This window comes from Pseudomonas sp. RT6P73, from assembly GCF_054897715.1.
Map to the genome: position 1 here is coordinate 4,608,892 of NZ_JBUBUV010000002.1, position 16,217 is coordinate 4,625,108.

The 16,217-nt window shown below is 60.0% G+C and carries 13 protein-coding genes; 8 read left to right on the forward strand and 5 right to left on the reverse strand.

Translation table 11 applies throughout. The features are described 5' to 3' along the window. The first annotated feature begins 32 nt into the window (after positions 1-32). The 8 genes from ACYZT6_RS21455 to cmoB all read left to right on the forward strand — a co-directional run bounded on the left by ACYZT6_RS21455 (position 33) and on the right by cmoB (position 9,794). Positions 33-2,444, forward strand: coding sequence for a glucose/quinate/shikimate family membrane-bound PQQ-dependent dehydrogenase (locus ACYZT6_RS21455; protein WP_462028543.1), 2,412 nt, complete (start codon positions 33-35; stop codon positions 2,442-2,444). A gap of 505 nt (positions 2,445-2,949) precedes the next feature. Then, positions 2,950-3,327: a DUF6124 family protein gene (locus ACYZT6_RS21460; protein WP_462028544.1), complete on the forward strand. Its 378-nt coding sequence runs from the start codon at positions 2,950-2,952 to the stop codon at positions 3,325-3,327. A gap of 327 nt (positions 3,328-3,654) precedes the next feature. Beyond that, a complete protein-coding gene (lon, locus tag ACYZT6_RS21465; protein WP_462028545.1) occupies positions 3,655-6,072 on the forward strand; it encodes an endopeptidase La in 2,418 nt (805 codons plus the stop codon). A 160-nt stretch (positions 6,073-6,232) separates the two neighbouring features. Then, positions 6,233-6,706, forward strand: a complete 474-nt coding sequence (locus ACYZT6_RS21470; RefSeq protein WP_462028546.1) for a hypothetical protein — start codon at positions 6,233-6,235, stop codon at positions 6,704-6,706. A gap of 171 nt (positions 6,707-6,877) precedes the next feature. Further along, positions 6,878-7,270, forward strand: a complete 393-nt coding sequence (locus ACYZT6_RS21475; RefSeq protein ID WP_462028547.1) for a protease inhibitor I42 family protein — start codon at positions 6,878-6,880, stop codon at positions 7,268-7,270. A gap of 2 nt (positions 7,271-7,272) precedes the next feature. Next, complete coding sequence (locus ACYZT6_RS21480; RefSeq protein WP_462028548.1) at positions 7,273-7,908, forward strand: lysoplasmalogenase; 636 nt, start codon at positions 7,273-7,275, stop codon at positions 7,906-7,908. Positions 7,909-8,061: 153 nt separating this feature from the next. Continuing rightward, positions 8,062-8,841: a carboxy-S-adenosyl-L-methionine synthase CmoA gene (gene cmoA / locus ACYZT6_RS21485; protein WP_461955541.1), complete on the forward strand. Its 780-nt coding sequence runs from the start codon at positions 8,062-8,064 to the stop codon at positions 8,839-8,841. Then, complete coding sequence (cmoB, locus tag ACYZT6_RS21490) at positions 8,838-9,794, forward strand: tRNA 5-methoxyuridine(34)/uridine 5-oxyacetic acid(34) synthase CmoB (RefSeq protein ID WP_046049261.1); 957 nt, start codon at positions 8,838-8,840, stop codon at positions 9,792-9,794. Before cmoA ends, cmoB begins: the two co-directional genes overlap by 4 nt. A 131-nt stretch (positions 9,795-9,925) precedes the next feature. Here the strand turns inward: cmoB and tadA are convergent, their stop codons facing one another. The 5 genes from tadA to ACYZT6_RS21515 form a co-directional block, all read right to left on the reverse strand. Next, complete coding sequence (gene tadA / locus ACYZT6_RS21495) at positions 9,926-10,423, reverse strand: tRNA adenosine(34) deaminase TadA (RefSeq protein WP_462028549.1); 498 nt, start codon at positions 10,421-10,423, stop codon at positions 9,926-9,928. Then, a complete protein-coding gene (locus ACYZT6_RS21500) occupies positions 10,423-11,799 on the reverse strand; it encodes a multicopper oxidase family protein (protein ID WP_462028550.1) in 1,377 nt (458 codons plus the stop codon). The genes tadA and ACYZT6_RS21500 overlap by 1 nt, the downstream gene beginning before the upstream one ends. A gap of 273 nt (positions 11,800-12,072) precedes the next feature. Next, entirely contained in the window at positions 12,073-12,363 is a 291-nt protein-coding gene (locus ACYZT6_RS21505; RefSeq protein WP_462028551.1) for a PTS transporter subunit EIIB, read from the reverse strand. Between the two features lie 2 nt (positions 12,364-12,365). Beyond that, a complete protein-coding gene (gene ptsP / locus ACYZT6_RS21510; protein ID WP_462028552.1) occupies positions 12,366-14,900 on the reverse strand; it encodes a phosphoenolpyruvate--protein phosphotransferase in 2,535 nt (844 codons plus the stop codon). Between the two features lie 62 nt (positions 14,901-14,962). Next, positions 14,963-16,186: a carbohydrate porin gene (locus ACYZT6_RS21515; protein ID WP_462028553.1), complete on the reverse strand. Its 1,224-nt coding sequence runs from the start codon at positions 16,184-16,186 to the stop codon at positions 14,963-14,965. Positions 16,187-16,217 lie beyond the last annotated feature (31 nt).

The window sequence follows — 16,217 nt, forward strand, 5'->3', positions numbered from 1 at the left end:
GGACTACTTGAAACGTCACGGAGAACCACACTATGAGCACTGATGGTGCTTTGAGTCGAAGCCGTCTATTGCCGACCCTGCTCGGCATTCTGCTTCTGCTAATGGGCCTGGCCATGCTGGCCGGCGGGATCAAGCTGAGCCTGCTCGGCGGCTCGCTGTATTACCTGCTGGCCGGTATCGGCCTGACGCTGACCGGCGTGCTGCTGATTCTGGCCCGACGCGCTGCGCTGGGCCTTTACGCACTGGTGCTGTTTGCCAGTACCGTGTGGGCCCTGTGGGAAGTCGGCCTCGATTGGTGGCAACTGGTGCCGCGTCTGGCGATGCTGTTTGCGCTGGGCCTCGTCATGTTGCTGCCGTGGTTCCGCCGTCCGCTGCTGATCACCGGCCCTTCGCCGATGGGCACCGGCGCACTGAGCGTGGCGGTGGTGCTCGCTGGCGTTGCTGCGCTGGCCAGCCAGTTCACCAACCCCGGTGAAATCAAAGGCCAACTGGACCGCGAAAGCGTCCCCGGCATGACCAACACCGCCCCGGCCATGCCCGACGGTGACTGGAATTCCTACGGCCGCAGCGCCCATGGCGATCGTTACTCGCCATTGGCGCAGATCACTCCGCAAAACGTGAACAAACTGGTTCCAGCCTGGACCTATCGCACCGGCGACCTGCCAGGGCCGAACGACCCGGGCGAAACCACCGCCGAAAACACCCCGCTGAAAGTCAACGGCATGCTCTACGTGTGCACGCCGCACAGCCAGGTGATCGCCCTGGACCCGGACACCGGCAAGGAAATCTGGCGTTTCGATCCGAAGCTCTCCACGCAGAACGCGGCGAACTTCAAGGGTTGGGCGCACATGACCTGCCGTGGCGTGACGTATCACGATGACGCCGCTTACGCGTCCGAGCAGAGCCCGACGGGCACCGCCAGCCCTGCGCCGGTCAGCACGGTCTGCCCACGCCGGATCTTCCTGCCAACAGCCGACACCCGCCTGATCGCCCTCGACGCCGACACCGGCAAAATGTGCGAAGACTTCGGCAACAAAGGCCAGGTTGATCTCTCCGCCAACATCGGCGGCTTCAACGCCGGCGGTTACTACTCCACCTCGCCTCCAGCCGTCACTAAAGACCTGGTGGTGATTGGCGGCCACGTCACCGACAACGTTTCCATCGACGAGCCAAGCGGCGTGATCCGTGCGTTCGACGTACACACCGGCGCATTGGTGTGGAACTGGGACAGCGGCAACCCGGACGACACCACGCCGATTGCCGAAGGCAAGGTCTACACCCGCAACTCGCCGAACATGTGGTCCATGTTCGCCGTCGACGAAAAACTCGGCATGCTCTACCTGCCGATGGGCAACCAGACCCCGGACCAGTTCGGCGGCGCGCGTACCCCTGAATCGGAATTGCACGCTGCGGGCCTGACCGCCCTCGACATCGCCACCGGCAAAGTGCGCTGGCACATGCAGTTAACCCACCATGACCTGTGGGACATGGACGTCGGTGGCCAGCCAACCCTGATGGACCTGAAAACCGCTGACGGCGTGAAGCCGGCGGTACTCGTGTCCACCAAGCAAGGCAGCATCTACGTGCTGGACCGCAGCACCGGCCAGGCGATCGTGCCAATCAACGAAGTGCCGGTTCCGCAAGGCCCTGTCGAAGGTGATCACACCTCGCCGACCCAACCGAAATCCGACCTCAACCTGATGCCGCCGCCGCTGCAAGAGCGCGACATGTGGGGCGTGACCCCGTTTGATCAGCTGATCTGCCGGATCGACTTCAAATCCATGCGCTACGACGGCCCGTTCACGCCGCCATCGCTGCAGGGTTCGATCGTTTATCCAGGCAACTTCGGCGTGTTTGACTGGGGCGGCATCTCGGTTGACCCGGTGCGTCAGATCGCGTTCGTGAACCCAAGCTACATGGCGTTCAAATCGAAAATGATCCCGGCCGCCGAAATCGCCGCCCAAGGCCCGCGCAAAAGCGAAACCGAAGGCGTGCAGCCGAACAAAGGCGCGCCATACGGCGTCGTCCTCGAAGCCCTGCTCTCGCCAATGGGTCTGCCGTGCCAGGCACCGGCCTGGGGCTACGTGGCGGCAATCGACCTGACCACGTCGAAAGTCCTGTGGAAGCACAAGAACGGCACCGTGCGCGACAGCTCTCCGGTTCCGATCCCGCTGAGCATGGGCGTGCCTAGCCTGGGCGGCCCCTTCACCACTGCCGGTGGCGTTGGCTTCCTGAGCGGCACGCTCGACCAGTACCTGCGCGCCTACGACGTAAAAAACGGCAAGCAACTGTGGGAAGGCCGCCTGCCAGCCGGCGCGCAAACCACGCCGATGACCTACACCGGCAAGGACGGCAAGCAATACGTGCTCGTCGTTGCGGGCGGTCACGGTTCGCTGGGCACCAAGCAAGGTGACTATGTGATTGCGTACAAACTGTCCGAGTAAGGTTTAGCGGCGGTTAAAGGAAAGGTGATTCCTGTAAGGGGGTCGCCTTTTTTTGTGGCCGCCAATTTTTTATTGCCACACCACTGAACAAATGTGGGAGCGAGCCTGCTCGCGATGGCGGACTGTCAGCCACCCTGGATGTTGAATGTTAAACAGCCATCGCGAGCAGGCTCGCTCCCACATTGGATCGTGTCGGGCCTGAATATTTTTTCCAACGTCCTACAGCCGTCGCTGTGTTGGAGGAGGATTCCGACAGGTTCTATCGGTTGTCGTGTCAGAAGCCCGGACGATAGGCTTTCGAGGTCGCTGCAAATTCAGCGGCCGGGTTTGGTCGCCCAGGTTTAGAATGGCGCACTTTTCGTGCTTGCTTCATGGCGAGCTGTGCGTGGGAGGGCTTCGGCCCTGCCGGGTTCCATTCCCTGGTCGACCAACCTGCGTACGGTTCGCCACCCAACTGCTTGGTCGCAGTCGTGGCGAACTCCCTGTCCCCGAATGGAGCTTCACCATGTTCAAAGAAACCCCGAATCCCCCGCAAACCGATGACGTTTCCCCCTACGAATCCTTCGATTCCAAAAAACTCAACGACGCCGCCGAGCGCGCGCTGGATCACTACCTCAATCCCGCCGCCCTCAAATCCCTCGCCATTCGCAAACCCAGCACGATGTTTTTGATTGCCCCGGATATCAAAGACGAAGACCTATTGGCCCATACCTGCGAGTCATTGGCCCAGGCCAGTGTGATGGCAAGTGATTTCGCCGATTACCTGGAAGGCCCGCACCGGCACAAGACAATGGCGATTCAACAGATCGTCATGCTGGCGGAACTGGCAGCAAACCGGATGCTCGATAACGTCGCCGTACCAAAACCCTCGCCACACAGTTGATCCACTGTAGGAGCGAGGCTTGCCCGCGAAAGCGGTGTGTCAATCGACATAAATGTTGAATGAACAATCGCCATCGCGAGCAAGCTCGCTCCCACAATTAAATTGGGTACATCAGCAAGATATTGGTCGGCTGTCAGGCCGCCTTCGCGGGCAAGCCTCGCTCCTACAGGGCTTCGTGTACCTCTGAACAATCTGGTTCGGCTGTCGGTCAAGGTCAAAAGAAGCACCTGTCCAAACCCTGAACACACACCCAGAAATATCCCGCCCCATTGAAACCACCCCCCACCTGCCCCATCTAAGACCCATACCCCATTGCGCAGGTGCCCCATGAGCGACCAGCAAGAATTCCCCGAAGACCCGAGCGACTACGCCGACCCAGAGAACGCCGAACACCCTTCCACCGGCAAAGGCCTCGCCCTGCCCGGCCAGAACCTGCCGGACAAGGTCTACATCATCCCGATCCACAACCGCCCGTTCTTCCCGGCCCAAGTGCTGCCGGTCATCGTCAATGAAGAACCGTGGGCCGAAACCCTCGACCTGGTCAGCAAATCCGATCACCACTCCCTGGCCCTGTTCTACATGGACACGCCCCAGGAAGATCCGCGCCATTTCGACACCTCCGCCCTGCCGCTCTACGGCACGCTGGTCAAGGTGCACCACGCCAGTCGCGAAAACGGCAAACTGCAATTCGTCGCCCAAGGCCTGACCCGCGTGCGTATCCGCACCTGGCTCAAACACCACCGCCCGCCGTACCTGGTGGAGGTCGAATACCCGCACCAGCCCACCGAGCCGACCGACGAGGTCAAGGCCTACGGCATGGCACTGATCAACGCGATCAAGGAATTGCTGCCCCTCAACCCGCTATACAGTGAAGAGCTGAAAAACTACCTCAACCGCTTCAGCCCCAACGATCCGTCGCCGCTGACCGACTTCGCCGCCGCCCTCACCTCGGCCACCGGCAACGAGCTGCAAGAAGTGCTCGACTGCGTGCCGATGCTCAAGCGCATGGAAAAAGTCTTGCCGATGCTGCGCAAAGAAGTCGAAGTCGCACGTTTGCAGAAAGAGATTTCCGCCGAAGTTAACCGCAAGATCGGCGAGCACCAGCGCGAGTTCTTCCTTAAGGAACAGCTCAAGGTCATTCAGCAAGAGCTGGGCTTGACCAAAGATGACCGCAGCGCCGACCTCGAACAGTTCGAGCAACGCCTCACGGGCAAAGTGCTGCCGCCCCAGGCGCAAAAACGCATCGAAGAGGAAATGAACAAGCTGTCGATCCTCGAGACCGGCTCGCCGGAGTATGCGGTTACCCGCAACTACCTCGACTGGGCGACCTCGGTGCCGTGGGGCGTGTTCGGCGAGGACAAACTCGACCTCAAACACGCGCGCAAGGTGCTCGACAAACACCACGCCGGCCTCGACGACATCAAGGACCGCATCCTCGAATTCCTCGCCGTCGGTGCCTATAAAGGCGAGATCAGCGGTTCCATCGTATTGCTGGTCGGCCCGCCCGGCGTGGGTAAAACCAGCGTCGGCAAGTCCATCGCCGAATCCCTCGGCCGTCCGTTCTACCGCTTCAGCCTCGGCGGCATGCGCGACGAAGCCGAGATCAAGGGCCACCGCCGCACCTACATCGGCGCGCAACCGGGCAAACTCGTGCAGGCGTTGAAAGACGTCGAAGTGATGAACCCGGTAATCATGCTCGACGAGATCGACAAGATGGGCCAAAGCTACCAGGGCGACCCGGCCTCGGCGCTGCTCGAAACCCTCGACCCGGAACAGAACGTCGAATTCCTCGACCACTACCTGGACCTGCGTCTGGATCTGTCGAAAGTGCTGTTCGTCTGCACCGCCAACACCCTGGACTCGATCCCCGGCCCGTTGCTGGACCGGATGGAAGTGATTCGCCTCTCGGGCTACATCACCGAAGAAAAAATCGCGATTGCCAAGCGCCACTTGTGGCCCAAGCAGCTGGAAAAAGCCGGCGTGTCCAAAGGCAGCCTGAGCATCAGCGACAGCGCCTTGAAAGCCTTGATCGACGGTTATGCCCGTGAAGCCGGGGTGCGCCACCTGGAAAAAGAACTGGGCAAACTGGTGCGCAAGGCCGTGGTGAAATTGATCGACGAGCCGAAAGCGGTGATCAAAATCGGCCCGAAAGACCTCGAAGCCTCACTCGGCCATCCGGTGTTCCGCAATGAACAAGTGCTGTCCGGCACCGGCGTCATCACGGGTCTGGCCTGGACCAGCATGGGCGGCGCGACTCTACCGATCGAAGCCACGCGCATCCACACCCTGAACCGTGGCTTCAAACTCACCGGGCAACTCGGTGACGTAATGAAAGAATCAGCGGAAATCGCCTACAGCTACGTCAGCTCCAACCTGAAGTCGTTTGGCGGTGATCCGAAGTTCTTCGACGAAGCTTTCGTTCACCTGCACGTCCCCGAAGGCGCCACCCCGAAAGACGGCCCGAGCGCCGGCGTGACCATGGCCAGCGCCCTGCTCTCCCTCGCCCGCAACCAGCCGCCGAAAAAAGGCGTGGCCATGACGGGCGAACTGACACTGACCGGGCATGTACTGCCGATTGGCGGGGTACGTGAGAAGGTGATCGCGGCGCGGCGGCAGAAGATTTTTGAGTTGATTTTGCCGGAGCCTAACCGTGGAAGCTTTGATGAATTGCCGGATTACCTGAAGGAAGGGATTACCGTGCATTTCGCCAAGCGGTTTGCGGATGTGGCTAAGATTTTGTTCTGAGTGGTACATCCAAGCGTTGCCGGTGCATACCGGCAGCGCGATTTGGCTCACTGCTATAGCGTTTTATTATAAAAAACTGTCATATATTACAGTAGCTGTTTGCGCATTCATTACTTAGGCTTCCCGTTCAACAAGTCATCTACAATCGAGGAAGCAAGCCATGACAGCCGTACAAACAGACGCCACCATTAGACGTTCAATATTCATCAGCGGAAAAATTGCGTTTGATGCGCCACGCCGGGTTAGATTTGAATCGACCAGTGTAACCCCCGATGTAATATTTCCTGGCCTTACAATTAACTACCAAGTTAATAATAATGACGGCGGCAGCAAACGCTCTGCAGGCTTCACCCTGAACCCAGAAATCAAAACAGGCACATACAACCTAAAAGATGGCAATTTCATTGCAGCCGATTACATAGAACATCTCCACCGCAGCGCAGAGGCGCACTCTTATCAATACTTAGCAAGTGAAGGCACCTTAACGATAACAGTCACGGAGTTGAGTTCAGGCTACCGCCATTATGACGTGACCTCATTTGAAGTTACGGCCTACTCAAAATTCAATGAAGAATCACTGCTACTGAAAGGGACTTTTGATTTTTATATAAAAGAGTATCCAACAGCTTCTTAAATTTTATGGATACGAGAGAAACCTCTAAAAATTCTATCCTCATTGAAAATGTAGATGCCACGACACTTGTTTGGCTGCCCAGTGGCATCGTTTCTCACTCTGCACCGTCACACTTTGTCTCATCTTCAGTTATGCTCGCCGTTCGTCGTGAACGCCGGAGCCACTGACCTTATGTCCCCCACTCGCCTGTTTGTCCCTCTCGCCCTCTCCCTGCTGGCTGCGTGCTCCACGCAACCAAAACAGAACCTGACCGTGGAAAAACAAAGCGAATGCCCGGTGCAAATGCGCAACGGACAGAACCTGATCGTGACTTTGCCGAGCAACCCGACCACGGGTTATCGCTGGGCGATCCAGGATTCGGCCGGTGGCGTGTTGCATGCGCTCAGCCCTGAGGTGTACAGCAACCCGGAAGACGCCGGCATCGTCGGCAGCGCCGATATTTCGACCTGGCGCTTTCAGGCGTTTACCGCCGGGACCGGCCGGTTGCGTCTGACCTATTCACAGCCATGGGCACCGGAAGTACCGGCAGTGAAAACCTTCGACTGCGCAATCGCGGTTAACTGATCGTGGGTTGGCTGATTCTGGCGCTGATGGGCGCGGTGACCTTTCTGTATGGCTTGAGTGTGCATGCTGCGCTGCTTTGTCTGCTGGTCAAACCCTTGCCGGTGTTGGCCTTGCTCGGCTGGATGCACGACGCGCCGCCCAGTGAGTACCGGCGCTGGATCAGTCTTGGATTGATTTTTTCCCTGCTCGGCGATGTGTTGCTGGCGTGGCCTGGGGATTTGTTTGTGTTTGGTCTGGGGGCTTTTTTGGTCGCCCATCTGGCGTACCTGAAAGCCTACTTGAGCGATTGCCGGCGGTTGGCGTTGTGGCCATTGGTGATTGCCCTGGGTGTTGGCGCGGTGCTGCTGGGGATTTTGATTTCCCACGGGCTGGGCCCGTTGTTAATCCCGGTGATTGTTTACGGTTTGGCCATCAGCGCGATGCTCTGGCGAGCGCTGGCCCGGCTCGGGACGGAAGTGCCCAAACGCTCGGCGCTGCTGGCGGCAGCCGGTGCGGTGGCGTTTGTGTTCTCCGACAGCGTGATCGGCATCAACCGCTTTGTTGCGCCATTCGATGCGGCGCCTTATGTGATCATCCTCAGCTATTGGTTGGGACAGTGGGGGATTACAGCCTCAGCGTTTGGCCCGAAATCGCGTTGAATTCATCGCGAGCAAGCTCGCTCCCACAGGTTCAGCGCAATCATTGTGGGAGCGGGCTTGCCCGCGAAGGCGGTATCACTGAACACACAGACCTCACAGCCTGCCCAGCGGTTTATCAGACAACCCGCGCATCCCCCCGTCAATTTGGCTAAAATGCCGGCCTTTTCCACCTTCGTCGCCGGAACCGCCGTGAGCAAAGACCCCGATCGCCTTTTCGCCCAGCCTTTGGCCCAGGTGCCTGACTTCGCCTTTAACGAGGACGTGGTGCGGGTGTTCCCGGACATGATCAAGCGCTCGGTGCCGGGTTATCCGACCATCGTCGAGAACCTCGGCGTGCTCGCCGCGCAATTCGCTCAGCCCAACAGCGTGCTCTACGACCTCGGCTCGTCCCTGGGCGCCGTGACTCAGGCGTTGCGCCGCCATGTGCGCACCGATGGTTGCCGCGTCATCGCTGTGGATAACTCCGCGGCGATGGTCGAGCGCTGCCGCGAATACCTTAACGGTCAGGACTCGATGTTCCAGGAGTTGCTGCCCGTTGAGGTGATCGAAGGCGACATCCTTGCCCTCGACTTCCAGCCAGCCTCGGTGGTGGCGCTGAACTTCACCCTGCAATTCATCGCCCCGGACCAGCGCACTGCGTTGCTCTCACGCATCCGCCAATCGCTGCTGCCCGGTGGCGCGTTGATTCTGTCGGAGAAGCTGCGCTTCAACGACCTCGAAGAACACGCGCTGCTCACGGACCTGCATGTCGCGTTCAAACGCGCCAACGGTTACAGCGAGCTGGAAATCGCCCAGAAGCGCAGCGCCATCGAAAACGTCATGAAGCCCGACAGCCTCGAAGAACACCGCGAGCGCCTGTTGGCTGCCGGGTTCTCGAAAGTCGTGCCGTGGTTCCAGTGTCTTAACTTTGCCTCGTTGATTGCCTTGCCATGATTGATCTGTCCCCCCTCGCCCGCCGTCTGGCGGGCACCCCGCTGGCCGACTGGGCCAACACCCTGCAAGCGCAACTCGACAAGAAAATGGAAAAGGGTCATGGCGACCTGGAACGCTGGCAAAGTGCGCTGGATGCCTTACCGAAGATTCAACCGAGTGAAGTTGATTTGCTCAACGGTCTGACACTGGACACTGATTGCGACGATGAAACCCGTGCGCAAATGCGTACCGCGCTGATGGGTTTGTCGCCGTGGCGCAAAGGGCCGTTTGATCTGTTTGGTGTGCATGTCGACACGGAATGGCGCTCGGACTGGAAGTGGTCGCGGGTGGCTCCGCATCTGGACTTGAAGGGTAAACGCATCCTGGATGTGGGTTGCGGCAATGGTTACTACATGTGGCGCATGCTCGGTGCTGGCGCGGACAGCGTGATCGGTGTCGATCCGAACTGGCTGTTCTTCTGCCAGTTCCAGGCAGTGCAGCGTTACTTGTCAGAACCCAATGCCTGGCACCTGCCGTTCCCTTTCGAAGACCTGCCGCCGAACATGGAAGGCTTCGACACGGTGTTTTCCATGGGTGTGTTCTACCACCGTCGTTCGCCGATCGAGCATTTGCTGGCGCTGAAGGATTGCCTGGTCAAGGGCGGTGAACTGGTGCTGGAGACGCTGGTGATTGAAGGCGATCAGCAGCAGGTGCTGGTGCCGGAAGACCGCTATGCGCAGATGCGTAACGTGTGGTTTTTGCCGTCGGTGCCGGCGCTGGAATTGTGGTTGCGACGTGCCGGGTTCACGGATGTTCGCTGCGTCGACGTGAGCGTGACCACGGTCGAGGAACAGCGCGGGACGGAGTGGATGAAGTATCAGTCGTTGAGTGATTTTCTAGATCCTGAAGACCACAGCAAGACAGTGGAAGGTTTGCCGGCGCCGATGCGTGCCGTTATCGTGGCCCGTAAATAAACCCCATTTTCCCAGACACCAGATAAACCTGTGGGAGCGGGCTTGCCCGCGATAGCGGTGGTTCAGTCGGAATCAATGTTTGATGTGCCGACGCCATCGCGGGCAAGCCCGCTCCCACAGGGATTTGGTGTTTATTCTGTTGGTTTCGCGCGTCGGGCCTTGAAGAACTCGCTGAGAACAGCCCCGCACTCCTCCGCCAATACCCCACCTTCATAGAGCACCCGGTGATTCAAGAACCCTTGGGTAAAAAACTGCCCCTGACTCTGCACGATCCCCGCTTTCGGCTCCAAAGCGCCATATACCACCCGCGCAATCCGCGAATGCACGATCAGCCCGGCGCACATGCTGCACGGCTCAAGTGTCACGTACAGCGTGCTGCCCGGCAGGCGATAGTTGCTGGCCGCCAACGCCGCAGCGCGGATCGCGACCATCTCGGCATGAGCGCTCGGGTCGTGACCGCTGATCGGGCAATTGAAGCCTCGACCGATGATCTCACCATCTTGCACCAGCACCGCGCCCACCGGCACTTCACCCAGCGCCGCGCCTTGTGCCGCCAGGGCCAGTGCTTCGCGCATGAAGTCGCGGTCGCGGCTGCGGTCGATGATCACGGCGGGACGTATCTGACGCATCAGGCCACCTCGATGGCGGCCATCAGGCCGGTTTCCATGTGGTCGATCACATGGCAATGGAACATCCACACGCCGGGGTTATCCGCCACCAACGCGACTTGCGCACGCTCGTTCTTGCCCAACAGGTAGGTGTCGGTGAAGTACGGGATGACCTTGTGCCGGTTCGAGGCGATGACTTTGAAGCTCATGCCGTGCAGGTGAATTGGGTGCTGATACTGAGTCATGTTCTTCAATTCGAAAATGTAGCTCTTGCCCTTCTCGAGCTTGGCAATCGGGCGGTCGGCGCAGGTCTTGTCCGTGATGTCCCAGGCCTTGCCGTTAATCTGCCACAGGCTCGGCGGTTTGCCGTTGTCGACGTTGACCGACACCGAGCCCACCCATTCGAAATTGAAGTTGAGTTTCTCGGCATTGGCCAGGTCCGGCTCGGCCACCGGGTTGGCAGGCAGCGCGGCCGGCCATTCGGTGGGTGCCTCCGTGTTCGCCACCGAACGGAACGTGCCCAGGCGAACCGGGCCGTTGCGCAGGGACAATTCTTCACCGGCGGGCGGCGCCTTGATCGCCAGGCAGATGCGCATGCCCGGGCCGAGCCAGTATTCCTTGCCCATGGGGCGCGGTTCCACGGGATTGCCGTCCAGCGCGTAGATCTGCGCTTCGACGCCGGGAATGTTGAGGCGATACGTCAGCGTGTTATCGAGGTTGAGCAAACGCACGCGGGTGATTTGCCCGGCGGGCAAGTCGATCACCGCTTGCGAGACACCATTGATGGTCGAAAGGCGCCCCGCGGTGCCGCCACGGGCGGCTTCACGAGGAATGCTGAAGGCCACGAAAGCGCCTTCTTCATCGACGTGCCAGCTCTTCAGGCTCAGGGTTTTCTCGTACTTGAAACCGGTGGGCTCACGCTCTTCGATGATCAGCGGGCCGACAAGGCCGCGGCCGAGTTCTTCGCTGCTGTTCACGTGCGGGTGATACCAGTAGCTGCCAGCGTCCGGCACGCGGAATTTGTAGTCGAAGTATTCGCCCGGCAATACCGGAAGCTGCGATACGTAGGGCACGCCGTCCATTTCCAGTGGCAGTCGGATGCCGTGCCAGTGAATGGTGGTCGCCACCGGCAGATGGTTAATGAAGCGCACTCGCAGCCATTCGCCCTGACGAACCCGCAGTTCAGTGCCCGGCGCCGACGGACCGAACGCCCAGGCTGGAGTCTTGTGCCCGGCGACCAGCTCGACGTCCAGCGGTGCCGCGATCAGCTCATAGTCATGGCCGGCGTCAGCGTCGGCCATCTTGCCCAGCCAATACCTCGACGCGCCCCCCACTCCGACACCAACGACAACAAGACCGGCCAGGCCACCGAGGATTTGGCGACGGGTAAAGGACATGAACTCAACTACCTCACGTATCAGCGACAGGCCCGTGGGCCTGTAAAAGGCGAATACGATACACCTGCGGTTGAGAAACAGTAAGGCCGGCGCGGCGGATGGCCGCACTCAAGGTATGGTTGGCAATACCCTGTGGCGAGGGGGCTTGCCCCCGTTGGGGTGCGAAGCAGCCCTAAAACCTGCAACCGCATTTCCACCAGATACACCGCGCCGAATGGTTTACGACTGCTTCGCAGCCGAACGGGGGCAAGCCCCCTCGCCACAGGGTTCCGGTTACGGCTGGAGGCCGGTGATCAGATGCACCACCCCGTCATCCAGCATCATCACGCCCGGCACACCTGCCACGCTCAAAGCCTGCCGATCCATCCGCCCCACATCTCGCAACTCAACCCGCACCCGGGTCAGCGCCACAGGCTGCTGCGACTTGAGGTTATCCACACCACCCAGCGCGGCTACGATATCCGGCGCCAGCCCGAAAACAGGCTGAGCAATCACCTTCGGCTCATCCACTACCAGATCCGGCGTCAACGCTTTCCAGAACGCTCGCTGCATTTTCTCGAACATGTTCAGTTCTCCAGAACCAGTGAAGTATCGACCGTCGCTTCGTGATACAGGCGCAACGCTTCGCGCACTTGTTCCGCACTTTCCAGGCCTAGCACTTGCTGCGCGATGGCCTGGCAGTCCACCAGGTCCACTTCGCGAACCGCTGCCTTGATGGCCGGAATCAACGGCACGCTCACTGACAGCTCATCCACCCCAAGCCCCAGCAACAACGGCACGGCCAGCGTTTCGGAGGCCATGGCGCCACACACGCCAACCCATTTGCCGTGGGCGTGCGCGGCCTTCACGGTGCTGGCAATCAAGCGCAGCACCGCCGGATGAAAGCTGTCGGCCTGACTGGCCAGACGCGGGTGATCGCGATCCATGGCCAGGGTGTATTGCGTGAGGTCGTTAGTGCCGATAGAGAAGAAATCCACCTCGGGTGCAAACAAATCAGCCATCAGCGCCGCCGCCGGCACTTCGATCATGATGCCCAGCTTGGGCAGTGCCGTGAGTCCCAATGCCAGCGCCTCTTCTTCAAGCAGTTGCCGGGCCAGGCGCAACTCCGAAAGCTGCGTGACCATCGGCAGCATGATGTGCAGCCGGGCCAGCCCGGCGCTGCTCAGGATGGCCTTGAACTGATCGCGCAACAGCTGCGGACGCTCCAGGCACAACCGAATCCCGCGCATGCCCAGGAAGGGGTTGGTTTCGCTGTCCATCGGCACGTAGGCCAGAGGCTTGTCGCCACCGACGTCCAGCGTGCGCACCACCAGATTACGCGTCGGCCCCAGCGCCCTGGCGATGGCGCCGTAGGTGCACGTCTGCTCGTCAAGGCTTGGCGCATGATTGCGGTCCAGATAAAGAAACTCCGAGCGCAACAAACCGACGCCCTCGCCTCCCAGTGCCATGGCCTGCTCGGCTTCAGCCAACGACGCGATGTTGGCCGTCACTTCAAAATGATGACCATCGCGGGTACAGGCGGCCAACGTTGCGTGCGCCAACTCATGCTGCTGGCGTTGCTGTTGAATCTGCCGCCTGGCTTGCAGTTGTTCAATGGCCTGCAGATCCGGATCCAGCTGCAGCTCGCCCTTGTCGGCATCGAGCAACACCTGTGTTCCGTTGACCAGCGCCAGCACTTGCACAGGCAGCCCGCAGATGGCCGGCAAACCGAACGCCCGGGCGAGGATCGCGACGTGGCTGGTGGCGCCGCCGCCGACCGTGGCGAAACCCAGCACCTTACGGGTGTCGAGTCCGGCGGTTTGTGAAGGTGTCAGCTGTTCGGCAATCAGGATCGCCCCCTCAGGGAGCTCCATCGCCTGATCCCGTACGCCGAGGATCAGCTTGAGCACCCGCTGTCCCACATCGGCCAGGTCCGCCGCCCGCTCCGCGAGCAAGGCATTGCCCAGGCTTTTGAACAAGTTGGCTGTCGACTCGGTGGCCGCGCGCCAGGCAAACCCGGCGCTTTTGCCTTCGTTGATCAGCACGTGAGCCACTTCCAGCAAACCCGGGTCTTCGAGCAGTTCCTGATGCGCCTTGAAGATGCCTGCCTGGGCGTCGCCAATGGCGTTGTCACGCAATTGTTGCAGGGCCACCAGCGCCTCCGCCAAGGCGCGAGACAGCTGATCGCGTTCAACCTGCGGTGTGGTGCCGAGTTCTTTTACTTCGAGGTTTTGCTCGGCTATCTGCACCACGTGGCCAAACGCCGATCCGGGCGATGCGCAAACCCCGCGTAGCACCGTCAGTGATGACGCCTCAGTCGTATTCACCTCGGCCTGCGCCGAGACCACTACCGCTTCACCACATCCACTCGCCAGCAGTTCGGTCAGCGTCTTGATCGCCGTTTCAGCATCCGGGCCGACTGCGCTGACTTGCAATACATCACCGTGAGCCGTCTGCAATGCCATGATCGCCACCAAGGATTTCGCGTTCGCGCTCTCCTGCTTTTTATGCAGGTAAATGCTCGCCGAAAATCCTTTTGCCGCCTGGGCGAACACCGCTGCCGGACGGGCGTGCAAGCCATTCAGGTTGGCCAGTGTCAGCGGTTTTGAAAACAGTGCTTCGTCCTCTTCCGCTACCGGCGCATCCATTGTTTTCTCGACAGGGTTCAAACTCAGGAGCGGCTGGCCACTGTCTACCAGACCCGTTTCCGGCGTCAGCCAGGTGAACGTCTCCCCGCTGACCACCAGCATCAAAGTCAGCAGGCTGCGGGCATTTAATGCAACAAAATCGGGATCGAACTCGATCAGCGATTGCCCAACGTCAACTTGCTGCCCCTCCTCCACCAGCCGCGTAAACCCCTTCCCTGCCAGGTTCACCGTGTCGAGGCCGATGTGCAGCAACACCTGCACGCCATTTTCGCCGGTGATGCTGACCGCATGCCCACTTGCCTGCACATTGCTGACAAACCCTGCCAGGGGCGCGCACAGGGTCGTTGAAGTCGGATCGATGCACAGGCCATCGCCGATGACCCGGCTCGAAAACACCGGATCGGGTACGAGGTCCAGTGGCACCAGTACGCCGGACAGGGGGGCGTGCAGTTGCAATTGTTGGGGTGTGGCCATGACGTCACCTGCTGTTTTGTTCTTTGAAGTGCCGATGGAGCGCGAGGCTCCGACAGCATCGCTTATTTCCACCAGTACTCGACCTGCAATCCGACATTCGAACCGTGGCGCGCCGTGCCGAAGGCGCCGGTATCGGACAACGCCGAACCCGCCGCCAGTTCATTGGCCGCCCGTTTGGCCGCCTCGTTCCAGCTGGCATAGGTGTAATACAGACGCACCTCGGGCCGAGCCCAGAATTCCGGGCCTTTGGGCGACCACGTCGGCGCGAAGGTGAACTTGCTCAGCTTGCGCGTGCCGCCCGTGGCTTCGACCTGATCGTGACCCAGCTCGGACACCAGTTTGAACTGCTCGGTGATCGCGTACGCCGGGCGAATCCCTAGAGAAAGCCAGTTTTGATCGGCACCGTCCGGGCGAATGTCTTTCTGGTAAACCGCCTCGACTTGCCCGCCAAACCGTGGCGTCACTTGCCAGTCGAAAAACTCCACGACCCGGTAACTTTTGTTGCTGTCGTCCAGCTTCACGTTACCGGTATAGCCCAACCCGGTGCCCGGGCCTTCGCCATATTGGAAGGCCAGTTTGTTCTTGCCGCCCAGAAAGCCTTTCTGCACATGCTGGGTGGTGATTGCCCAACCGCGATGAGCCTCTCGGCTGTCGGGTTTATCGATGTAGCTCAGCCCGAGTTCCAGTTCACCACCGGGGTTGGTGTCGAAGCCGGCGACGTTGAAATCGTGACGGTTGATGTAGTCCTTCTGGTACAGGTTGTCTTTGCGTGAAAAAGCGTAGCTGTACTTCAGACCGCCGATCCGCACATCCTCGATACCACCGCCCGTGGCACTCTGGTTCCAGTAGTAGAAGTCGGAAATGTGGATGTCGTTCCGCTTGTAATAACGCCGACCGGCCCACAGCGAACCACCGTTGAGGCTGGGCATGTTCGACCACTGCGCATACAGCTGCGGCATACGCACCGAGCCGTTATCGCCGTTGAACGTCAGGTCCTTGTCGTACTGGTTATACAGCGAAGCCATGCCGTCGACGCTCAGCACCGAACCGTCGTCCAGGGTGTACAAATCCTGACGTAGTTCGAGTTCGGCGTACTGCTCACATTCGTTGCCCAAGCGGTATTTGGTCTGCGCCCCAGGCAGCTGGAAACACTGCTGTTTACCACTGTTGACCGATGTCCCGACGCCGCTGCGCAGGTAACCGCCGAATTCCAGGGCCTGGGCCGACAACGGCAACGCCAGGCACACGCTCGCGGCGACAAGGCTGCGATTTATTGTTGTTTTCAAGAACCACCCCATTATTTTTATTGTGTTGTTC